Origin of the sequence: Stappia taiwanensis, assembly GCF_014635285.1 — a bacterium.
Taxonomy (GTDB): Bacteria; Pseudomonadota; Alphaproteobacteria; order Rhizobiales; family Stappiaceae; genus Stappia; species Stappia taiwanensis.
This window is the reverse complement of record NZ_BMCR01000005.1, coordinates 1-22,499: the sequence shown is the minus strand read 5'-3', so window position 1 is coordinate 22,499 and position 22,499 is coordinate 1. Positions and strand designations below refer to the sequence as shown.

Annotated in this window: 16 protein-coding genes, 1 tRNA gene and 1 pseudogene; 13 read left to right on the top strand and 5 right to left on the bottom strand. The window is 64.0% G+C overall.

Annotation, left to right across the window (positions count from 1 at the left end; translation table 11 throughout):
• Positions 1–39 precede the first annotated feature (39 nt).
• Together IEV83_RS12785 and IEV83_RS12780 are read left to right on the top strand one after the other, a co-directional pair.
• Entirely contained in the window at positions 40–1,815 is a 1,776-nt protein-coding gene (locus IEV83_RS12785; RefSeq protein WP_181759955.1) for an ABC transporter ATP-binding protein, read from the top strand.
• A gap of 396 nt (positions 1,816–2,211) precedes the next feature.
• Positions 2,212–3,561 (top strand): hypothetical protein, encoded by a 1,350-nt coding sequence (locus IEV83_RS12780; RefSeq protein WP_181759956.1) that lies wholly within the window; start codon positions 2,212–2,214, stop codon positions 3,559–3,561.
• A 288-nt stretch (positions 3,562–3,849) separates the two neighbouring features.
• On the opposite strand, the gene IEV83_RS12775 is transcribed toward IEV83_RS12780, so the two are convergent.
• A tRNA-Gln gene (locus IEV83_RS12775) sits at positions 3,850–3,923 on the bottom strand.
• A 1,199-nt stretch (positions 3,924–5,122) separates the two neighbouring features.
• On the opposite strand from IEV83_RS12775, the gene IEV83_RS20075 reads away from it, so the two are divergent.
• The 3 genes from IEV83_RS20075 (at position 5,123) to guaB (ending at position 8,808) form a co-directional block, all read left to right on the top strand.
• Entirely contained in the window at positions 5,123–6,262 is a 1,140-nt protein-coding gene (locus tag IEV83_RS20075) for a Ppx/GppA phosphatase family protein (protein ID WP_371873447.1), read from the top strand.
• The gene (locus tag IEV83_RS12765; RefSeq protein WP_181759957.1) at positions 6,259–6,966 is read left to right on the top strand and encodes an RlmE family RNA methyltransferase; all 708 of its coding nucleotides are present in this window, start codon (positions 6,259–6,261) and stop codon (positions 6,964–6,966) included. Before IEV83_RS20075 ends, IEV83_RS12765 begins: the two co-directional genes overlap by 4 nt.
• Before the next feature lie 339 nt (positions 6,967–7,305).
• The gene (guaB, locus tag IEV83_RS12760) at positions 7,306–8,808 is read left to right on the top strand and encodes an IMP dehydrogenase (protein ID WP_181759958.1); all 1,503 of its coding nucleotides are present in this window, start codon (positions 7,306–7,308) and stop codon (positions 8,806–8,808) included.
• A gap of 103 nt (positions 8,809–8,911) precedes the next feature.
• Here guaB and IEV83_RS12755 read toward each other — a convergent pair whose 3' ends face one another.
• The gene (locus IEV83_RS12755; RefSeq protein WP_181759959.1) at positions 8,912–9,157 is read right to left on the bottom strand and encodes a hypothetical protein; all 246 of its coding nucleotides are present in this window, start codon (positions 9,155–9,157) and stop codon (positions 8,912–8,914) included.
• 409 nt (positions 9,158–9,566) lie between these two features.
• On the opposite strand from IEV83_RS12755, the gene IEV83_RS12750 reads away from it, so the two are divergent.
• Positions 9,567–10,865, top strand: coding sequence for an RsmB/NOP family class I SAM-dependent RNA methyltransferase (locus tag IEV83_RS12750; protein ID WP_181759960.1), 1,299 nt, complete (start codon positions 9,567–9,569; stop codon positions 10,863–10,865).
• Positions 10,866–11,157: 292 nt separating this feature from the next.
• Here IEV83_RS12750 and IEV83_RS12745 read toward each other — a convergent pair whose 3' ends face one another.
• Entirely contained in the window at positions 11,158–12,363 is a 1,206-nt protein-coding gene (locus IEV83_RS12745; RefSeq protein ID WP_181759961.1) for a tetratricopeptide repeat protein, read from the bottom strand.
• A gap of 240 nt (positions 12,364–12,603) precedes the next feature.
• On the opposite strand from IEV83_RS12745, the gene guaA reads away from it, so the two are divergent.
• From guaA to IEV83_RS12715, 6 genes are all read left to right on the top strand, one after another.
• Positions 12,604–14,151 carry a glutamine-hydrolyzing GMP synthase gene (gene guaA, locus IEV83_RS12740; protein ID WP_181759962.1) on the top strand — a complete coding sequence of 516 codons (1,548 nt, stop codon included), beginning with the start codon at positions 12,604–12,606 and terminating at the stop codon, positions 14,149–14,151.
• Between the two features lie 302 nt (positions 14,152–14,453).
• Positions 14,454–15,764, top strand: coding sequence for a short-chain fatty acid transporter (locus IEV83_RS12735; RefSeq protein ID WP_181759963.1), 1,311 nt, complete (start codon positions 14,454–14,456; stop codon positions 15,762–15,764).
• 394 nt (positions 15,765–16,158) lie between these two features.
• Positions 16,159–17,154 (top strand): SLAC1 family transporter, encoded by a 996-nt coding sequence (locus IEV83_RS12730; protein ID WP_280513999.1) that lies wholly within the window; start codon positions 16,159–16,161, stop codon positions 17,152–17,154.
• Between the two features lie 50 nt (positions 17,155–17,204).
• On the top strand, positions 17,205–18,638 hold the full coding sequence (locus IEV83_RS12725; RefSeq protein ID WP_181759965.1) for a catalase: 1,434 nt from the start codon (positions 17,205–17,207) through the stop codon (positions 18,636–18,638).
• A gap of 99 nt (positions 18,639–18,737) precedes the next feature.
• Positions 18,738–19,469 (top strand): YqcI/YcgG family protein, encoded by a 732-nt coding sequence (locus IEV83_RS12720; RefSeq protein WP_181759966.1) that lies wholly within the window; start codon positions 18,738–18,740, stop codon positions 19,467–19,469.
• Positions 19,470–19,521: 52 nt separating this feature from the next.
• Positions 19,522–20,139, top strand: coding sequence for a glutathione S-transferase (locus IEV83_RS12715; protein ID WP_181759967.1), 618 nt, complete (start codon positions 19,522–19,524; stop codon positions 20,137–20,139).
• Positions 20,140–20,166: 27 nt separating this feature from the next.
• Here IEV83_RS12715 and IEV83_RS12710 read toward each other — a convergent pair whose 3' ends face one another.
• Positions 20,167–21,156, bottom strand: a complete 990-nt coding sequence (locus tag IEV83_RS12710; RefSeq protein ID WP_181759968.1) for a GlxA family transcriptional regulator — start codon at positions 21,154–21,156, stop codon at positions 20,167–20,169.
• 382 nt (positions 21,157–21,538) lie between these two features.
• Positions 21,539–22,147: a TetR/AcrR family transcriptional regulator gene (locus IEV83_RS12705; protein WP_181759969.1), complete on the bottom strand. Its 609-nt coding sequence runs from the start codon at positions 22,145–22,147 to the stop codon at positions 21,539–21,541.
• 62 nt (positions 22,148–22,209) lie between these two features.
• Here IEV83_RS12705 and IEV83_RS12700 point away from each other — a divergent pair.
• Positions 22,210–22,499 (top strand): annotated as a pseudogene (locus IEV83_RS12700) (alpha/beta hydrolase family protein); the annotation flags it as partial.

Below are 22,499 nucleotides of genomic sequence, written 5' to 3'. Positions count from 1 at the left end.
CCGGGTCGTATCCCGTTTCCACCGACAGTGCGACCCGAGATGACCCAGACACCTGACCTTGCCGCCGAGATTGTCCTTTCCGTCCAGGACCTGAAGACGGAGGTCGCCACGCCCGATGGCGCGAAGACCGTGGTCGACGGGCTGTCCTTCGATCTCCGGCGCGGGGAGACCCTGTGCATTGCCGGGGAATCCGGCTCCGGCAAATCCATGACGGCGCTGTCGATCATGCGGCTTCTGCCCGAGCCGATGGCCCGCGTCGCCAGCGGGTCGGTGCGCCTGGGCGGGCGCGATCTCTGCCAGCTTGGCGAAACGGAGATGTGCGCCATTCGCGGTGGCGACATCGCCATGATCTTTCAGGAGCCGATGACCTCGCTCAACCCGGTGCTGACCATCGGCCGGCAATTGCGCGAGGCGATTTTCGTTCACCAGGATGTCTCGCGGCGGGAAGCGGAAAAACGGGCGCTGGAAACCCTTGAGGCGGTGCGCCTGTCCGAGCCGAAGCGGCGGCTGAAGCAATATCCGCACGAGCTTTCCGGCGGCATGCGCCAGCGGGTGATGATCGCCATGGCGCTCGCCTGCAATCCGAAGGTGCTGATCGCTGACGAACCCACCACCGCGCTGGATGTCACCATTCAGGCGCAGATCCTCCAGCTCATCCGCGATTTGCAGCGCGACTTCGGCACGGCGGTCATTCTGATCACCCATGACATGGGGGTCGTCGCGGAGATGGCCGACCGGGTGGTGGTGATGAACCAGGGCAAGATCGTCGAACATGGTGCGGTGTCCGAGGTTTTCGAACGGCCGAAGGATGCCTACACCCGCGAGCTGCTGGATGCGGTGCCGAAGCTGGGTGCCATGACCGGCCAGGACGCCGTGATCTCCGCTGCTGGCGCCGGCCCGGAACCGGTGCTGGAGGTGAAGGACCTGACCGTGCGGTTCGATCTGCGCGGCGGCATTCTCGACCGGGTGGTGTCGCGGGTGCATGCGGTCGAGGGCGTGTCCTTCTCCTTGCGCGCCGGCGAAACCCTTGGGCTCGTTGGCGAAAGCGGCTGCGGCAAGTCGACCATCGGCAAGGCACTGATGAACCTGGTGCCCTGGGAGGGCAGCATCCGCGTGGCGGGCCGTCCGATCCCGCACGGGCGCGGCGAGGCGGACCGTCTGTTCCGCCGCGATCTGCAGATGATCTTCCAGGACCCTTATGCCTCCCTCGATCCGCGCATGCGGGTGGGGGATCTTGTGGGCGAGCCGCTGGTCATTCACGGGCTGGCCAAGGGGCGGGAGCTTCGCGACCGGGTCGCATCGCTGTTCGAACGGGTCGGGCTCACCCCCGACCAGATGGACCGTCATCCGCATGAGTTTTCCGGAGGGCAGCGCCAGCGCATCTGCATTGCCCGGGCACTGGCGCTATCGCCGAAGGCCATCATCGCCGATGAAAGCGTTTCGGCACTGGATGTCTCGGTGCAGGCACAGGTGCTGGACCTGTTGCAGGAGCTGCAGAAAGAGCTGGATCTGTCCTTCCTGTTCATCTCCCATGACATGGCGGTGGTGGAGCAGGTGTCCCACCGGGTGGCGGTGATGTATCTCGGCCAGATCGTCGAGGTGGGCACCCGCCGCCAGGTGTTCGAGAACCCGCGCCATCCCTATACCCAGCGGCTGATGGAGGCAGTGCCGATCCCCGATCCGGCCCGGCGGCGCGATGTGTTCAAGGTGCCGATCGGCGATATTCCCTCGCCCGTCCGGGCCCTTGGCGAAAGCGTCGAGCGGGTCCGCTACGTGGATGTCGGGGATCGCCATCTGGTCGCCGAACCGGCCTGAAGCGACTTGCGGGGGATGGAAGCCTTGTCCGTTCTCGAAGGTGGTCAGACGCAATGCCCGGTGATGAACAAAGCTCTGAAGGCTCACAGCGAGAGGAGCTGATCAGCGGGCAATTAGCGCGACGTCATGGCCAGAGAGCGCAGTTCACGCCCTCGATGTTTTGTGGCAAACTACAACCCTCTTTTGAGCTTTTGAGCCATGGATGAGGCGCAGCGGCACCGACAGCGCGCGTCGCGCGTCTCTGGGTGCCCGTACGCGGAATGCGTACCGCTTCACGGCGGGGGCGGCTATCAGGCGTAGGGACCAGTTCATATGTTAGGTTCCCGGGAGCCTCCCGGGAACGATCGTTCGAGCGACATGTCGCGTCGACGCGGCTCCAGTCGATGGAGGCCCCTGATGTTCGCGCTGGGTAGATCGGTTCATTCAGTCTTGCTTGGTATCGCTCTCATCGGATTCCCGGCGAGTTTGTCGTTGCCGGCCTTCGCCCAGAAGGCAGATCGGGCAGGGGTGTGGGGAAGCAAGACTGGCACCAGGGTTCCAGCCGCCAAGCCTGTTGGCGGGATTGCCTCCTCAAGCGCAGATGAGGCGGTGTCCGGCACGGACGGAAAGAGCCTCATCGGCGAGTGGGCGGGCTCCGGCGAAGGCCGCGTTACAGCCAATGTTCGCGCAGATCCGAACCGGCCCGGGCATTTCCTGGCCGAGATCAATACCCAGGCCGGCGCATGTACGGGGAGCGTCGAGGTCGCTGGCGAGTTGGGGAACGTCGCGGTCGCTACGGCGGAGCTTCCGTACGAGCAGGGAGCGGTCTGCAGGATCGAACTCAGGCTCATCGGGGCGGATCGTCTGCGCGTTAGCGAAGTGGATAATTGCCTGAATTTTCACGGAGCGGCGTGTGGCTTCACTGCAGAGTTGACGCGGCGCGGGATGGAAGCAGCGGCGGCCGCACCGCGCACAGCCGGGCGGCCGCCGCCTCCTGCGGGCGGGCGAGGCGGGCAGGTGCCCTGGGCGCCGGAGTGCGAGTTTCTCAGACTTGATCCTGCGTTCGCCCCGGTCGAAGTCGCCGCGACCGCTTCCCCTGAGGGGATTGACTGCTACGCCATCAAGCCCATCGCCGGGACGGATGTTACGATCGAGATTGCGGAGGGACGAAACGTTGTTCTCTCGATCAGCGGCCTTGTTGATGCTGTCGACCGGCATCGCTTTCGGGCGAGCGGCTTCGGCTATCGGGTGACGGTCGGCCAGTTAATGCGCTCGATGACGCAAGAACCCTACCGTATTACGTTTTCCAGCGGAGCAATCCTGCCTCTGTCCGAAGCTGCAAGCGCCAGCAAGGGCTGGAGCGTGTACGGCAACGCTGGCGAGGGTAGGCTTGGTGCACAAGGGCTTGCCAAAGATGGTGTGACGACCGTGTCGATCGGGTGCAATCGCTTGCTCGGAAAGACGCTGGGCGGATCCCTTGATGGCTACACAGGCAATGGACTGACACGTGTTGACGACGAAACTGATACGCTGGTGTTCGAATTCTTGGACGCAAGGGGGAGACGGGCTTCCTTCGAAAGCAAGGTAAATTATTTCGCCCCGGACAAGGCTTGGGCTTTCAGAGATTTTCCAGAAAAGATGTTGGCTCCCTTCGCCCGTGGCAGCAAACTTAGTTTGCGCAACGGGAGGGGGATGCTCATCGCCGAGTTCGGGCTCAAAGGCACCGCGCGCGCTGTGGCCGCCATGCGAACGGAATGCGGGTTCTAGCCGCGGCTCGTGATCAGACTTTAAACGGAACGGCCTGATCAGAAACCACAGTCGATACCAGTCGCCAGCAAAGTCACTTGCCTGACTGAGGCTTTCACGGCGCGAATTGACCCGCCAGCCTTGCCTGCCAATTAGGCCGGGCAGTGCCACGCGGGTACTTTTCGAGTCCAAATTTGTCACTTGGAGTCGAAGGCACGTCCAGAATTTGCGCAGCCCCTCGCCAAGGTGTGCGGAGAGTGCAAGAGCGTCTTGACGAGATCAAGACCGGATAGATGCCTTGAGAAAAAATGGCTGGGGAACCTGGATTCGAACCAGGACTAACGGAGTCAGAGTCCGCGGGTCTACCGTTAACCTATTCCCCAAAGCCGTGACCGCTGTTTCGAAAGTGGCAGAGTCTGCCGGGAAACGCGGGTCGTCGCCGCCGGAGCAGCGAATGTGAGGGGTTTTTATGAAGCTGATGGCTTGCTGTCAACCCTCGCAAAAGAGAATTCCGGCACGGGCTGTGGACGAGCGCCAGGGGGCAAGCTCATAAAAGGGCGCAGACTCATAAATGAGTTCGAAATGGTTTGAGACGGATTGCTCCTGATCGAGGTGCGGAAGCGCAGGAAATGTGGTGCATTTTCAAGCCTTTCGCGACGCATGAGCAGGCGCAATCCGGTCAAATCCTTCAGGACATGGCAATGGCTTTACCCTCGCATCGTCAGCGCGGTTGACCGGGCAACAAGCCCGCTCCACACGCCCTTCCTCGCAGTCTCTCGTCATTTCCCGCGCCATGTCAGCCTCATTCATGGGCGAGGACCCTGGAGCCGCACGGATTGCGGCTGGCCGTCAAGCTGCTAAACTGCGGGCAACAGCCATAGCCGCAGCGCCGCCCGGTAGGGGTAAGGAGGCTGCGCAGCAGAATCAGGCGCGCCAGGCGTGCCGGCAAGGGATAAAGGTGAGCGAATCGGGACAGTTCGGTTCGGGCAAGGACCGACCGGATCCCGACGCGGCAACGGAGGGCACGCCGCAGCGCAAGGGCGCACGGCGTCGCTCCCGCAGAAGGCGCAAGCAGCGGTCCGAACAGGATCCGGTGTTTGGTGCGGCGGGCTCCGCGGATCGTCAGGCGACATCCGCGCCGGGTCGGGAAACGCGAATGACCGGTCCACCGAAAGATGGGCCGCAACGAAAGGAAACGCTTGAGCGCCGGGACTTGCGGGAGACGCAGGGTCACCGGGCCGGCGAGGGGAAATCCGCGACAAACTGCAAGAAGCGACGGCGGCCGAATCGCGCCGAACGCCGGGCCGGGAAGTTTTCCCCCGCAGGTGCTGCCGAGGGCAGCGCAGGCCGGGAGACCGGGCGGGGCGCCGGCGACGCGCAGGAGGGCGCCAACCGGTCCGGGCGACGCCGGTCCTCGGAAAAGCTCTCCCGGGCGGCCAGACCGTCCCGGGGAGAAAGAGCCGGCCGGGCGGAGCGCACCGGGCGCGGGGGCAAGGCGTCCGGAGGCCCGCAAGGCGCGGTGCCGGCCGGTGCGGCTCCCTCGCAGGGCAGTGGTCCGCATGGAGAGGCTTCGCGCGGCGCTGTGCCAAAGGGCGGCCGTGCGCCGCGTGAGGGCCGCGAGAGTGGTGGGGCGGGCGCCTCCGGGAGTGCCGAGCGTACGCGCGGACGGTCTCCGACCCGCTTTGTCTCGCCGCAGCGGCTTTATGCGGCGCTGGATCTGGGCACCAACAATTGCCGCCTGCTGGTGGCCCGGCCGGAGAGCCGGGGCTTCCGGGTGGTCGATGCCTTTTCGCGGATCGTCCGGCTGGGCGAGGGGCTGGGGCACAACAACCGGCTCGGCGACGCGGCGATGGACCGGGCGATCGAGGCGCTGGCCAGTTGCCGCGACAAGATGCAGGACCGGGGGGTGGCCCGGGCGCGGCTGATCGCCACCGAGGCCTGCCGGGCGGCGGAAAACGGGCCGCTGTTCATCGAGCGGGTGCGCGAGGAAACCGGGCTGGCGCTGGAAATCGCCTCGCGCGAGACAGAGGCCCGGCTGGCGGTGGCCGGCTGTGCGTCGCTGGTCGATCCGGATGCCAACGGGGTGGTGCTGTTTGACATCGGCGGCGGGTCTTCGGAGATCGTCTGGCTGGATCTGCGCAATCGCTGCGGCGCGCGCGGGTTCGCCTTGACCCGCTTTATCCGGTCGTGGATCTCCCTGCCGGTCGGCGTGGTCAATCTGGCGGAGCGGCACGGCGGGCGGCATGTGTCGCCCGATGCCTTTGAGGCGATGGTGGATGACGCCCGCCAGCATCTGGAGGCGTTCTCGCTCGGACGGGAGCTGACCGAGGCGATTTGCGGCGGCAAGGTGCATATGCTCGGCACCTCCGGCACGGTCACCACCCTGGCCGGCGTGCATTTCGGCCTGAAGCGCTACGACCGGCGCCGGGTGGATGGGGCGTGGATGGAAACGGCGGATGTGGCCGCGATGATTGAGCGGTTGCGCGCCATGCCCTATGAGGAGCGGGTCGGTAACCCTTGTATTGGCGCTGATCGTGCCGATCTTGTGCTTGCCGGCTGCGCGATTCTGGAGGCAATTCGCCGGCGCTGGCCCTGCCAGCGGCTGCGTGTGGCCGACCGGGGATTGCGCGAGGGAATCTTGATGGAACTGATGGCGGCCGATCAGGTCTGGCGCCGGGATGGTCCGGCGCGCCAGTCGCGGCGTGGAAGGAAGAACGGATGAGCGGATCGGGGCGCGGCCACGGTGACCGCGGAATGTTCGAGCGGGTGAAGACCGCGAAGCGGCGCAAGACCTCGTCGACGCGCTGGCTGCAGCGGCAATTGAACGACCCTTATGTGCGTCGCTCCAAGATCGACGGCTATCGCTCGCGCGCGGCCTACAAGCTGTTGGAAATCAACGACAAGCACAAGCTGCTGAAGCCGGGTATGCGCATTGTCGACCTGGGCGCGGCCCCTGGTGGCTGGTGTCAGGTCGCCGCGACGATCACCGGATCCACCGACACCGATCCGCGCATTGTCGGCATCGACTATCTGGAAATGGAGCCGCTGCCGGGTGTGCGGCTGCTGCTCAAGGATTTCCTCGACGAGGATGCGCCGCAGATGCTGATGGAGGCGCTTGGCGGTGAGTTGCCAGATCTGGTGATGTCGGACATGGCGGCGCCCACCACGGGCCATCGCCAGACCGATCACCTGCGCACGACTCACCTGTTCGAGGTGGCGGCGGAATTTGCCCGGGAGAACCTGGCGCCGGGCGGTGCATTCCTGTCCAAGGTGTTTCGCGGCGGTACGGAAGGCGGGCTGCTCGCCGAGCTGAAGCGGGACTACCAGAGCATTGCCCATGTGAAGCCGCCGGCAAGCCGCAAGGAAAGCCCCGAGCTCTACGTTCTGGCGAAGGGATTTCGCGGACGGGACAGCGAGGGCGAATAGCCCTGAGGCCAGCAATTCCGTGGCTGGCGGGGGCCGTTCCTGCCTCCCTGAAGGGCGCGTCTTCCACAGCAGGTGGCGGGCTCGCGCCGCTCCTGATGCAGCAAGGCGGCACCTGAAATCGCCCGCGCGCCGCGCCCCTGGGATGCGGCGCGCGTGCTTTCCTTTTCCCATGCATCCGGGCGAGGTGCGCCGGTTGCATGGCTGCCCCGCATCAAGCTGCTTTCCTTCCTGTCACCGGCGTGTTAATGACCCGCGCCAACTTCTCCGAACCGTGACCGCCTCCTGTCTGACCGTTCAGGTTCGACACCGGGAGGCCTTTCCTGAAAAGGGAATTGGCCCATGCCCTCATTTTTCCAGCCTTCCCACGGCGCCGAAGCCTTGACCTTCGACGACGTTCTTCTGTTGCCCGGACACTCGCAGGTGCTTCCCGGTCAGACCGAGTTGCGCTCTCGGGTGACGCGCGGGATCGAGTTGAACCTGCCGATCCTGTCCAGCGCGATGGACACGGTCACCGAGGCGCGTCTGGCGATTGCCATGGCTCAGGCTGGCGGCATTGGCGTTGTCCACCGCAATCTCAGCATCGACCAGCAGGCCGAAGAGGTCCGGCAGGTCAAGAAATTCGAATCCGGCATGGTGGTGAACCCGCTGGTGATCGGTCCCGACGCGACCTTGAAGGACGCGCTCGACCTGATGCAGCGCTACGGCATTTCCGGCGTTCCGGTGGTGGAAAACGGCGGCCTGGGCGGCCAGTTCGTCGGGCGGCTGGTGGGCATCCTCACCAACCGCGATGTGCGGTTCGCGTCCGAGCCGGAGCAGCCGGTGCGGGAGTTGATGACCCATGAGGGGCTGATCACCGTGCGCGACACGGTCAGCCAGGCCGAGGCCAAGCGGTTGCTGCACCAGCATCGCATCGAGAAGTTGCTGGTGGTCGACGAGAGCGGCAATTGCGTTGGCCTGGTGACGGTCAAGGACATGGAGAAGGCGCAGCTCAACCCGAACGCCTCCAAGGACGATCAGGGCCGGTTGCGCGTCGCCGCCGCCACCACGGTCGGTCCGGAAGGCTTCGAGCGCGCCGAGCGGCTGCTCGACGCCGGCGTTGACCTGCTCGTCGTCGATACCGCCCATGGCCATTCCGAGCGGGTTCTGGAGATGGTGCGACAGGTCAAGAAGCAGTGGAGCGGTGCTCAGGTGCTGGCCGGCAACGTGGCGACCGTCGACGGCACCAAGGCGCTGATCGACGCGGGTGCGGATGCGGTCAAGGTCGGCATTGGCCCGGGCTCGATCTGCACCACCCGTATCGTTGCCGGTGTCGGCGTGCCGCAACTCACGGCAATCATGGAGGCCTGCGAGGCGGCGACCAAGCTGGATATTCCGGTGGTGGCCGACGGCGGCATCAAGTACTCCGGCGACCTGGCCAAGGCGCTGGCCGGCGGGGCATCCTGCGCCATGGTCGGCTCGCTGCTGGCCGGCACCGAGGAGAGCCCCGGCGAGGTCTATCTGCACCAGGGCCGGTCCTACAAGTCGTATCGCGGCATGGGCTCGGTCGGCGCGATGGCGCGCGGATCGGCGGACCGGTATTTCCAGGCCGAAGTTCGCGATGAGCTGAAGCTGGTTCCGGAGGGGATCGAAGGGCAGGTGCCCTACAAGGGGCCGCTCGCCAGCGTGCTGCATCAGCTTGCCGGCGGCCTGCGCGCGGCCATGGGCTATGTCGGCGCGGCGTCGATCACCGATTTCCAGGAAAAGGCGCGGTTCATCCGCATTTCCGGCGCGGCCCTGCGCGAGAGCCATGCCCATGATGTGACGATCACCCGGGAGAGCCCGAACTATCCGTCGAACATCTGAGCGGACCAATCTCCGGCGCATTGAAAGAACGGGCGCGGGTCTCATGACCCGCGCCCGTTCTTTATGTCGGCCCTTTGTTGATGATTGCGCCCGGCGCGCCGTCTCAGGTCGAGGGGGAGGCGGCAAGGTTCGTTTTGGACGCTACTGCCAGCGACGGGGTGCCGCCCTCCGCCGCACTTTTTTCATGCGCCATCTCAAGAAGGCGATGGGCGCAGGCGACAAGCAGTTCCGGTGAGTTCCCCCGCAAGTCCTCGGCGGCATAGGCGAAAAAAGCTTTCCAGGCCCGAATTTCCTTGTCCGGGTCAAGTGTTGCACTGGTGTCGATTGTGCCTTGAGTAAGATCCTGCATGGCTACGGCCTCCGGTTTCATGCAGGAAACGTCATTTGTCGTTATGTGATCGTTATTTTGTAGTAACGGCATAACACGCTATGGTTGAGTTCTTGGTGTGCATTGGTATTATTTGCGATTTCATATCGACCCTGAGTTGTTTTCTCTTTTTCTCTTCGTGCGGCTTCCGTGCGGTTGGGGGGCGTGTGGTGCGCGCGGGCGTTGGCAAGGGCGCGCGGATGGGATAGGTCAGGTCCTGTATTCCGGATCGAAAACATAAGAGACCCGACCGGACGCCCGCTGGCGGTTTGCTGTCATGGGGCGGGCCGCCCTTTCGACTGCCCGGGTGCCGGGTGGAACGGGATGTCGGGTGATCAAGCAAGGGCCGCGCCCGGAGCGCGGCGGTGCTGACTGAAGGAACGAGTGCGACATGAAGGATGGAGGCCGGCTGGCCGCGGCGATTGATGTCCTGACCGAGGTCGATACCTACCGGCGGCCCGTACAGGATGGGCTGAAGGAATGGGGGCGCCGCAACCGCTTCGCCGGTTCGGGCGACCGGTTGGTGATCGGCAACCTGGTGTTCGACGCGCTGCGGCACAAACTGTCGCTGAGCCACATCATGGGCAGCACCGGGGCGCGGGCGCATATCCTTGCAACCTATGCGCTGACCTGGGAGTTCGGCGTCGACGGTCTCGTCGCTGCCCTTGCGGACGACCGTTTCGCACCGGAGCCGGCAACGGCGGAGGAACGGGCACGGCTCGAATCTGCCGATCTGGACGGTGCGGCGGATCATGTTCGCGCCGATGTTCCCGAGTGGCTCTGGTCACAATTCGCGGCCGCCTATGGCGCGGATGCGGTTGCCGAGGGGCAGGCGCTGGCCCGGCGGGCACCGATCGACCTGCGGGTCAATCGGCTCAAGGGCGACCGCGACCGGGTGATCCGGCGCATGGGGCATCTGCCGCTGGAGCCGACGCCGATCTCGCCGGTGGGCTTGCGCCTGCCGCCGGCACGGGCCAAGGACAAGGCCCCGCATGTGCAGGCCGAGGAAGGGTTTCGCAAGGGCTGGTTCGAGCTTCAGGACGAGGCAAGCCAGCTCGCCGCCCTGGTGGCGACGTCGCTGGCGCCGACCCAGGTGCTGGATTATTGCGCCGGTGGCGGCGGCAAGACGCTGGCGCTGGCCGGAGAGCTGGGCAACCGCGGGCAGATCTACGCGCATGACGCGCTGAAGCTGCGGCTGGCGCCGATCTATGAGCGGCTGCAGCGGTCCGGCGCGCGCAATGTGCAGGTTCGCGATCCGCAGGCCGCGACACTCGACGATCTGAAGGACCGGATGGATCTGGTGTTCCTCGATGTGCCCTGCTCGGGCACCGGGGTGTGGCGCCGGCGTCCCGATTCCAAGTGGCGGGTGACGGAAAACGCCTTGCAAGGCCGGCTCAGGGAACAGAGCCAGGTGCTCGATGCCGCTTGCGGTTTCGTCCGTCCCGGCGGGCATCTTCTCTATGCCACCTGTTCGCTTCTGCCTTGCGAGAATCAGCAGCAGCTTGGCGCCTTCCTGGCTCGCAACGCGGCGTTCGAGCCGGTATCGCTGGGGGAGCGCTGGGGCGCGCTGTTCGGCGAGGATGCGGCCCGGCCGCGCTTTTCCGAAGAGGGCTATGCCACGCTCAGCCCGGCAACGACCGGCACCGATGGCTTCTTCATCGGCCTGTTGCGCCGGCGCGAGGAGGGGTAACGGTCGCGCGGCCGATTGCGCCTCGGCGCTGATCCGCAGAGCATCAACAGGCGGGCCGGTCTCCGGCCCGTGAGTGTGATGACAAAGCTCTTTCAGGGCGTCATCCGGCCCCCGAGCCGGGATCGGAGAGGCACGGCCTTTCGGTTTCAGTCTATTGAAAACGCGCGTCTTTCGGCTCTCCGATCCCGGGTCGCGCCAAGGCTTGCCCGGGATGACGCGGAAAGTGCCGTAGCCTTTTGTCAGCAGTCTGGCGGGCCGTTTTCCGGCCCGTCATGCTTTTTAGGGGCGCCGCTCAGTCTTCGGGAAAGAGCGGCAAGGTCTCCGGCTCACCAGTGGTCTCCCAGGGGGTCTGCCGCCGGCCATCCTCTTCGGCCTGAACTGGCTCCGCGGCGGGGATATCCTGGTCGCCTTGCTCCGGCGCACGGTACTCTGGAGCGGCGTCGTCCGCTTCGAAGGTGGCGGCTGCAGTGGCTTGCAAGGCTTCCTCGCGCGCCTTGGCCTCGTCCTCGAGTAATCGCGCCTGCAGGGCACCAAGCCCCGACCACAGGTGCGCGGGCAGCTTGCTCCGGTCCCCGCCCGCCATCAGGACTTCCCGAGCGCCCTTGGCTTCGCCGGCGGCAGCAAGGGCGGCGCCGAGCGCGTTGCCGGCGGTCTTGTCCATCGGCGCCAGCGTCCAGGCGCGCTGCGCGTGGTGGATGGCGCCGGCCAGATCGCCCGAGCGGCGGCAGGCAAGGCTCATCTGCACCAGCGGCGCGGGATTGTTGCTGTCGCGGTCGAAGGCGGCGCCAAGCGCCTCGACGGCGGCCGGCCAGTCTTCGCGCGCCATCAGGATTGCGCCAAGCAGGGCGAGCAGCTCCGGGTCGTCCTTCTGCCGCTCGATTGCGCGGCGGGCGTAGCTTTCGGCCTCCTGCAGCCGGTTCTGGTGATAGAGCGTGTCGGCGAGCCCCTTCAGGGCCGGCAGGTATTGTGGGTCGACGCGCAGGGCATGCCGGTACTGGGCGATGGCCCCGGCGGTGTCGCCATGGGGCGCGCGGGCGTCGGCGTCCAGGGTCAGGGCCGCCGCGCTGTCGGGCAGAACCTGCAGCAGCCGGGCGGTGAGGGGAAGGGCGCGGCCAGGATCGCCGAGCCGGATCAGGATCGTTGCAAGGCCGAACAGCGCGTTGCGATTGCCCGGATCGAGATCGAGAACGGCGACGAAGGCGTCGCGCGCCGGTTCCGACTGGCCGAGCAGCAAGAGGGCATTGCCGAGATTGGTGCGGGCGGGCAGGTGATCGGGGGCGGCGAACACCACCTGACGCAACAGAGTGACCGCATCCTCCAGATCGCCCCGGCGCATCAGGGCGGTGCCGGCGCGGTACTTGCTATCGATGGCCTCCGGATCGTTCTGGGCAAGGGTCAGATAGATCTTGAGTGCCGCATCGAAATCGCCGTTGCGTTCATGCGCGGCCGCCTGTTCCAGGGCATCGCTCTCGGACGTGTAGGGAAGCGGAGAAGACATGTCGGGGTCTGGTCCTGTGCCGGGGAGGGGCTGGGGTCGCCCGGCTCGCCGGCGAGTCGGCGCGGTCGGGGAATCCGACTCGTCGCATGGCAAAGGGTAGGCGGCGCGTGTCGCCCGGTCAAAGGTCTTGGCACCCGGCTTCGGCGAATCTGTGGCCAGTTCCCCGCGTTGCACAACAATCATGGCGGGACCGCGCAAATTTCGGTTCAAAACGGTGTGGGCATTGGGTAGAAGCAGCACATGACAGACAGCGTCCTCATCATCGATTTCGGCTCCCAGGTGACCCAGCTGATCGCGCGCCGCGTGCGCGAGGCGGGCGTCTATTCGGAGATCGTTCCGTTCCAGTCGGCGGAGGAGGCGTTCGGGCGTCTTTCGCCGAAGGCCGTCATTCTTTCCGGCGGTCCCGCGTCCACCACGGAAATGGGCAGTCCGCGCGCGCCGCAGGCGGTGTTCGAATCCGGCTTGCCGGTGCTTGGCATCTGCTATGGCGAGCAGACCATGTGCGCCCAGCTTGGCGGCAAGGTCGAAGGCAGCGACCATCGCGAGTTCGGTCGCGCCTTCCTCGAAATCGCGGATGAATGCCCGCTGTTCGAGGGGGTCTGGGGCAAGGGTACGCGCCATCAGGTGTGGATGAGCCATGGCGATCGGGTGACGGCGCTTCCGCCGGGCTTCCGCGCGGTGGCGACCTCGACGGGCGCGCCCTTCGCGGCCATCGCTGACGAGGCGCGCAATTACTACGGCGTGCAGTTCCACCCGGAGGTGGTGCACACGCCGGACGGCGCGAAGCTCTTGTCCAATTTCGTGCACAAGATCGCCGGCCTCAAGGGCGACTGGACCATGGCCGCCTATCGCGAGCAGGCTATCGAGGCGATCCGTGGCCAGGTGGGCGATGGCAAGGTCATCTGCGCGCTGTCCGGCGGCGTCGATTCCTCCGTCGCCGCGCTGCTGGCGCATGAGGCGGTTGGCGATCAGCTGACCTGCATCCTCGTCGACCATGGCTTGATGCGCAAGGACGAGGCGGCCGAGGTGGTCGCCATGTTCCGCGAGCATTACAATCTGCCGCTCATTCTGGTGGATGCCGCCGATCGGTTCGTCGGTGAGCTGGAAGGCGAGAGCGACCCGGAAAAGAAGCGCAAGACCATCGGCCGTCTGTTCATCGAGGTGTTCGAGGAAGAGGCGAAGAAGTTGGGTGGCGCGGATTTCCTGGTGCAGGGAACGCTTTATCCGGACGTGATCGAGAGCGTCTCCTTCACCGGCGGCCCGTCGGTGACGATCAAGTCCCATCACAATGTCGGCGGCCTGCCCGAGCGCATGAACATGCAGCTCGTCGAGCCCTTGCGCGAATTGTTCAAGGACGAGGTGCGGGTGCTCGGCAAGGAACTCGGCCTGCCGGATCACTTCATCGGCCGGCATCCGTTCCCGGGACCTGGGCTTGCTATCCGCTGTCCGGGCGGGGTCACCCGCGAGAAGCTCGACATCCTGCGGGCCGCGGATGCGATCTATCTGGACGAGATTCGCAAGGCCGGCCTCTACGATGCCATCTGGCAGGCCTTTGCCGTGCTCTTGCCGGTGCAGACGGTCGGCGTGATGGGGGACGGGCGCACCTATGAGTTCGTCTGTGCGCTGCGTGCGGTGACCTCCATCGACGGCATGACGGCGGATTTCTACCACTACGACATGGAATTCCTCGGCCGCGCCGCGACCCGCATCATCAACGAGGTCAAGGGCATCAACCGCGTCGTCTATGACGTGACCTCCAAGCCGCCGGGAACCATCGAGTGGGAATGAGGTTTCGCGCTGAGGGCGCTGGTTTGCAGCGCCCGGCCTGAAACGTCTGTCGGTTCGCGGGGCTGCCGTCCGGTTGCCCCGCGTTTTTTACGCGCCTCGCACCCTGTCTCTCATGCCCGGCGCGCGGTTCGCTCTGCTGGTGTGCCGTTCAGACGCGAACTGAGCCGCAAGCCGGATGGCGGCCCTACCAATTCACCGAAGGCCCCTTACTTCCGGTTGCAACCTCCGGCGTGCTGGGACAGTGTCTGCTTGGTGTCGTTCCAAAGTTAAAAAACCAGGAACTGCAACAAGGGGAAACGTCCATGCTGAACTTTCTTGCCCGGCCGCTGGTGCGGCTGGTCGACCGGTATTTGCCGGATCCATTCATTTTCGTGATTTTTCTGACAATTATCGCGGCGCTCGCGGCGATGCTCCTGCAAGGTCAGGGGCCGCTCGTCATCGTGAGCATGTGGGGCGACGGGTTCTGGAAGCTCCTGACCTTCTCGATGCAGATGCTGCTGGTGCTGGTCACCGGTTTCATGCTGGCCAGCACGCCATTGGTGCGGCGCGCGCTGGAACTCCTGGCAAGCTGGGTGTCGAGCGCCGGCGGTGCGATCATCCTCGTCAGCGTGGTCTCGCTGCTGGCAAGCTGGATCAACTGGGGTTTCGGCCTGGTGGTCGGCGCCTTCTTCGCCAAGGAACTGGCCCGTCAGGTGCGGGTTGACTATCGCCTTCTGGTCGCCAGCGCCTATTCAGGCTTTCTGATCTGGCACGGGGGGCTCGCCGGGTCGGTGCCGCTGTCCATCGCCACGGAAGGCCATCCGTTCGTGGATGTCACCGGGGTGATCGGCACCGGGCAGAGCATCTTCGCCCCCTTCAACATTGCCATCGTGGCTGCGCTGTTCATTGCGGTGCCGCTCCTCAACTGGTTGATGTTGCCGGCGGAAAAAGACAGCGTGCATGTGGATCCGGCCTTGCTCGACCCGCCCGCCGCGGAGGTCGATCTGGACCCCACGACGCCCGCGCAGCGCATGGAAAACAGCCGGATCCTCTCCGGCTTCATCGGGCTTGCCGGTCTGTTGTACCTTGCCAATTACTTCCTGACCTCGGGCGGGCTGTCGCTCAACTCGATCAACATGACCTTCCTGATGTTCGCGATCGTGCTGCACGGCACGCCGCGCCACCTGCTGGACAGCTTGCAGGAAGCGATGAAGGGCGGCGCAGGCATTGTCCTCCAGTTTCCCTTCTACGCCGGCATCATGGCGATCATGGTGCAGTCGGGCTTGGCCACGACCATCTCCAACGGTCTGATTTCGCTGGCCACGACCGAGACCCTGCCGTTCTGGACCTTCCTGTCCGCCGGCCTGGTCAACATGTTCGTGCCGTCGGGCGGCGGCCAGTGGGCGGTGCAGGCGCCAGTGGTCATGCCGGCGGCGCAGGAGCTGGGCACCGACATGGCCCGGGCGGCCATGGCCGTTGCCTGGGGCGATGCCTGGACCAACATGATCCAGCCGTTCTGGGCCCTGCCGCTGCTGGGCATTGCCGGCCTGCGTGCCAAGGACATCATGGGCTATTGCCTGATGCACCTGATTGTCTCCGGTGTCATCATCTCAGCCCTCTTGACCTACTTCTAAGGCTCGGGCGCGGGGGCATCCCCCGCGCCTCCCTTTCCGTATTTCTTGCCTGACTTCTCTGCCCGCTGGTGAAGGGCGTCTCGCAGGCTTCCGACCTTGGAAGCCGTATCCGAACGCACCGCAGCGCCTCTTTCCTCCGATCATTCCTGCCTGCCGAGACCCGTTCGCCCTGCGCTTCGGTGCCCGATCTGTCATGCGGATCGGGAGCTGGAACAGAGGGCTTCGGTTTGGCTTCTGTTTCCTTGCGAAAGAGCCGAGTGGTGCATTTCGCAGTAACGGTCGGCCTGTCCGGAATATTGCGCATTTTTTCCTGATACTAGGTGCCTATGCGTCACATATGATTCCTCAATCCATTAGAAAAGGAGCGTGAACCTTAGACATTTGTGGGGGTGAAATGACAAATGTACCTAATTCAACTGCGATAAGTGGCGCGTCAGGTCGGATTTTACCGCTTGCGCCCCTGTCATTCTTTGCAATGACACTTGGTTTCGCCGAGACGGGAAACGCTTGGAGATGGGCGACGGAGTCGCTGCAGCTCAGCGCCATCCCCGGCGAAATCCTGCAAGGACTGGCCGTCGTTTCCTGTGCCTGGTGGCTCCTGCTTTATCTGAACAAATGGATCAGCTATCGCGCGCAGGCGGTCGCCGAGCTGCGTGACCCGGTGCAGGCCTCCTTCTTCGCGCTGCTGCCGGAATCGCTGTTGCTGACCGCCCTGTCGCTGGCCCCGTATGTTCCGGAGTTCGCTCTGATCACCTTCTGGGTCGGGTCGCTCCTCAACATTCTTTACGCCTCGATCCGCTTGTCCCGGTTCTGGGTCAGCGATCGCAGCAAGGAGCATACAACGCCGTCGATGCATCTGGTGTACACCGCAAGCGTGCTGGTCAACTCCCTTGCCGCGGCGCATTTCGGCTACATGGAATTTGCGTGGATCCTGTTCGGCATGGGCGCGATTTCCTGGCTCATTCTGGACTCGGTCATCACCGATCGCCTGTTCACCGCCGGCCTGGATGTCCGTTTCAGGAATTTCATGGGCATCTACATGGCCCCGTCGGCGGTCGCCTTCGTCGCCTATCAGGAAATTGCCAAGGCGGATCTCAACCTGATCGTCGTCTATGCGCTGCTCGGCTATGCGGTGTTCACGGCCGTCACGGTGGTGTTCTCGCTCGCCTGGCTGCGGCAGCAGGCCTTTGCTCCGGGCTACTGGGCTTACACCTTCGGGATGTCGACGCTGACGCAAGGGTTTCTGATGCTCTACCGCACGGCGCCCAACCCCTGGCTCTACTATTCGTCGATTGTCCTTCTGACGCTTTCCACCGTTCTGCTGCTTTATGTGCTGATCGGAACTATCTCCATGTTGGTTCAGCGAAAGTACTACCCGGTGCCCAGCTAATTTTCTGAATTTCACATATGCGACGAAAGTAAATTCTTCGGAGGTCTGGAATGAAGACACTCACGCATATCAACGGCGCGCCCGTCATTGACAACGCCAATGTGCAAACTGCGGGGCCTCGCGGGCCGGCTCTGATCCAGGATGTCTGGTTTCAGGAAAAGCTGGCGCATTTCACCCGCGAGATCATCCCGGAGCGGCGGATGCATGCCAAGGGCAGCGGCGCCTATGGCACCTTCACCGTCACCCATGACATCACCAAATACACCAACGCCAAGCTGTTCAGCGAGTTGGGCAAGGAAACGGAGGTGTTCGTTCGTTTCTCCACGGTGGTAGGCGAGCGCGGCGCGGCCGATGCGGAGCGGGATGTGCGCGGCTACGCGGCCCGCTTTTACACAGAGGAGGGGAACTGGGATTTCGTCGGGCTGAACACGCCTGTGTTCTTCCTCCGGGATCCGATCAAGTTTCCCGATCTCGGCCATTCGCAGAAGCGGGACCCGCGCACGGGCCTGAGGTGCCTGAACAGCACCTGGGACTTCTGGACACAGAGCCCGGAAGCCCTGCATCAGATCACGATCCTGATGAGCGATCGCGGAATTCCGCGCACCTATCGCCACATGCATGGCTTTGCCAATCACGCCTTCAGCTTCATCAATGCGGACAACGAGCGCGTCTGGGTGAAGATCGTCCTGAAGACCAACCAGGGCATCGAGAACCTGACCGATGAGGAAGCCGGCGAGCTGATCGGGCGCGATCGGGAAAGCCATGGCAGGGATCTGTTCGACGCGATCGAAACCGGCGATTTCCCCTCCTGGACCATGTACATCCAGGTGATGACCGAGGAGCAGGCGGCGGCGAGCAAGCAGAATCCGTTCGATGCGACCAAGGTCTGGAGCCAGAAGACATACCCGCTGATCGAGGTCGGGCAACTGGTGCTTAACCGCAATCCGGAGAACTATTTCTCCGAGGTGGAGCAAGCCGGTTTCACGCCGGCGAACATCGTGCCGGGGATTGGCTATTCCCCCGACAAGCTGTTGCAGGGGCGGCTCTTCGTCTACGGCGATGCGCTGCGGTATCGCATCGGCACCAATCTGCATCAGATCCCCGTCAACCGGCCACGCTGTCCGTTCGCGAGCTTCCACCGGGACGGCGCCATGCGGGTGGACGACAATTTCGGCGGTGAGGTCGGTTACGCACCGAACAGCGACGGCGTCTGGGGGGACCACCGGGACCGGATGCCGCCGCCGATGTCCGTGGGCGCCGAGGCCACCCATTGGGCCTTCGCCGAGGATGACAGCGACTACTACTCCCAGCCGCGGGCGCTGTTCAATCTGATGACCGCCGAACAGCGTGCCGAGTTGTTTTCCAACACGGCACGAAGCCTGAGCGGTGCGTCCAGGGATATTCAGAAGCGCCATATCGAAAATTGCGCGAAGGCGAGCCCCGACTACGCCAAGGGGGTCGAAGAGGCCCTGAACGCAATGTGACGCCAGACAGGTGCCGCCCGCTCCAGCCGGTTGGCGGCAGGGGCGGGCGTGACCGGAGGGAGTGCCTTTCAAGACTTCATCGATCCTGGGGAGGATGACATGACCAAGCTTTATCATACCCGTGAGAGTGCAGAAGCGAGCTTTCCGACCGGGAGCTGGCAGTCCGTCGTGTACAAGGAACTTGTCAGCCAGTTGACGAGCGACCTTCGGCCTTTTCCGTGCACCTTCGCCATCAACGGCTATCGCAATGACGACCTGCGGTTCCTGTTTCAGGAGACGCCGAATATCCCCGAGTTCGGGGAGCAGCTTGCCATGTTCCTCGATGAGGCGCGGTCCATCGGCCAGAACGCGGCGCTGCTCTATCTGACCGGCATGGAAACCGTCGAGCCGCTGGAGGACTACTCGGCGCGGTTCTGGACCATTCTCAACGAGTTGGCCAAGGTCGACCGCAAGCCCTGGCCCGAGGATATTCCGCAGGATCTCGACAGTCCGGAGTGGGAGTTCTGCTTCAACGGTGAGCCGATTTTCGTGGTGTGCACCAACCCGGCGCATGTGAAACGCCAGAGCCGCCGCTCCTCGACCTTCGCGATGTCCCTGCAGCCGCGATGGGTGTTCGACCGGATCCTCTTTTCCGATCGCGCCGCCAACATCGTCTTCAACAACATCCGCAAGCGCATGCAGCCCTATGACGCGCTTCCGCCATCGCCGGCACTCGGGCGCTACAAGGACCCGAATGTTCGCGAAGCCCAGCAGTATGTGTTGTCTGAGGACGACAGCATTTTGCGGTGCCCCTTTCATCAGCTTGAAAGCAGACAGGCTGAGGATGCGTAATGTCCGCCTGTAGAGCGGGCGCCCGTTGATAGCTGAAAAGGTAGGATGCTAGATGAAACTGATTGGCATGCTGGATTCCCCCTATGTCAGGCGAACGGCGATTTCGCTGAAGAAGATGGGGGTGCCGTTCGCTCTGGACCAACTGTCGGTGTTTGGCGGCTTCGATGCCTTTGAGGCGGTCAATCCCGCCGTCAAGGCGCCGACGCTGGTGACCGATGAGGGCGAGGTTCTCATGGATTCGTCGTTGATCATCGACTTTGCGAAGCGGCGCCTGGCAACGACGGAAGAACCCGACGGCACGACCAGCGCGCTGGCGCACCATCATCGGGTGCTGGCGCTTGCGCTCGTTGCCAGCGAGAAATCCATTCAAGTGGTCTACGAGCGGAGCCTGCGTCCGGCGGAAAGGATGCACCTGCCATGGCTGGAGCGGGTGGAGCGGCAGTTGGCGTCCACCTACAAGCTGCTTGAAACGGAATATGGGAACGGCGCGTCCGAGAAGGCCCCGGAGGACCTGTCCCAGCCGAACATCATGAGCGCCGTTGCCTGGCGGTTCAGCCGGGAGATGATTCCCGACCTCGTCCGGGAGCAGGATCATCCTGCGCTGGCGGCGCATTCGGCCCGCTGCGAAGCGACGCCGGAGTTCAAGGCGTATCCCTATCCCACCGGGTAGGTGCGCCTCGGCCACGCAGGAGTTCCCTCAGCTCCTGCGTGGCTGGCTTGGTCTGCTCCGGTTGACCGTGAACAGCTGGCGATAATTGCTCGGGGCAATCGAAATCCGCCGCATGAAGGCCAGCCGCATGTTCTCCGTCGAGCCGAAGCCGCATTCATAGGCGATTTCCTTCATCGACCTGCTTGTGGTTTCCAGCTTCATTTTCGCGATTTCGATGCGGTGAAGCTCCAGGTATTCCAGCGGGGTGACCTTCATCTCCTTCGAGAAATAGCGGCTGAAGGTGCGGATCGTCATGCCGGCGACAGTTGCCAATTCCGCGTTCTGGATACGCCGGTGGGTGTTCTGATGAATGTATTCGATCACCTTTTGCATGGGCGAGCCATCGGCGGGGGCCGGGGTCAGCAAGGGGCTGAACTGGGATTGCCCGCCTTGTCGCTGTGCGACCACCAGCAGCCTCTTGGCCACCTGAAGGGCGATGTCGGCGCCATGATCTTCGCGTACAAGGGCCAGGGACAGGTCGATCCCGGCTGTCACTCCGGCGGAGGTCAGGATGTTGCCGCTGCGCACATAGATCTTCTCCGGCTCCAGCAGGGTGTCCGAGAAAAACTCGCGAAAGCGGTCCGTATGCAGCCAGTGGGTGGTCGCCTTCTTGCCGTCCAAGAGCCCGGCGTAGCCGAGAATGAAAGCGCCAGTGCATATGGAGCAGCAGCGCTCGCAGCGCGGCTGAATCTGGCGCAACCAGTCGAGGGCGACGGTATCGTCAAAGCCGAACGGGATCTCGGGGCCGCCCGCAATGATCACCATGTCGAAGGGTTTGTGATCCTGGCCGATGACCACGTCCGGCACCAGCGTCATGCCATTGGAGGCAACGACCGGGTCTGGCCGCGAGGCAATGGTCAGGAGTTCATACCCTTTTTCGGGACCGAGCAGGGTGTTGACCTCCGAGAAGACGTCCAACGGGCCGGACACGTCCAGGCTCTGGAAATTGGGGAAGATCATGCAGGCAATGGTTTTCATACGGTCTGAACTCCGGTCGTTGACGGCGCAGTTCCGACATCAAGTGCAAGGCCGAACGCCGTTGCCTGCGGCGATCTGTGTGAAGCGTTGTCTCCCTCTGCTTGTCAAACAGACAGGCGGGAGCGCTCTTCGCCAAGGCGCGGCGGGTTATATATCACCCTCGTAAAGTTGATAAGGTTATTTTTTGAACTTATGCGTGTGGGTGTGGGTGGCCCCGGCGGCAAAAGGGGGCGAATTCGCGCAGCGGAGGCGGCTGGCAAGGCACAGATCTGATGCAGAAATCTTGAAGGATCGAAGCAGGAATTACTCTTATCAAGGGGCGGGTTTCTCCAGAGACTCAGTCTGACCTTACGTCATGTTTTGTTGCCGAGGCGTCGCGCCCTCAGGCGCGAGATGCCAATGCGTGGCGCACCAGGTTCGCGGCGGCGAGGCCGGCAGTCTCCATGTAGGAGGGATCGCGGTTGAGCAGCACCGTGGAGAAGGCGCCATCGAGAAGCAGGAGGATCTGGCGGGCGAGGGTTTCGCTCTCCGCTGCCAGTCCGCCGGCGGTTAGCTCGACAGCCAGCCAGTCTTCCACGCGTTTCTTGTGCGCCCGCGCAATCTCCATCGCCGGATGGCCGGGCGTCTTCACCAGTTCCACCGTCGTGCGCAGAAAGCCGCAGCCCTTCCATTTGGGGTGATGGGCGGCAACGGCGAGGTGACGGAAGATACCTTCCACCTTGTCGGCCAACGTGCCTTCGGTCGCATCGAACCATTGCTTGAAGGTCTCAAGGTTCGGCATGTCGCGCGCCTCCAGATAGGCGGCGATGATCTCGTCCTTGCTGCGGAAGTGGTAGTAGATCGTTCGCTTGGTCAGGCCCGCTTCGGCGGCAACCATGTCCAGACTGACATCGCGAATGCCGATCCCGCGAAACAGCTTTGCGGCCGCATGGACGATCACGTCCCTGGTGGGGCGCTTGTTGGCTTGCGTGGGGCGTTTGTTCGGTTGCATGCGACCATTGTATACTCACTAGTGAATGTACTCAAGGGGCGCGTGGGCGTAGCCTGACGGACATGCACGACAATGTCCTTCACCTGAAACCGATTGGCTGCGAAGAGATCACGATTCCCTGCAAGGACGGGGTCGTTCTCGGCGGCCATCTCTGGCGGGGCGCCGACAACGGCCGCTGCGGCCAGGTGATCATCAACCCGGCCACCGGGGTTCTGGCGCGCTACTATCATCGCTATGCCCAGTTCCTGGCCGGGCGGGGCTTCGATGTGCTGACCTATGACTATCGGGGGATTGGCGCGTCGCGGCCGGCCGATCTGAAGGCCTGCGATTACCTGTGGCGCGACTGGGGCGA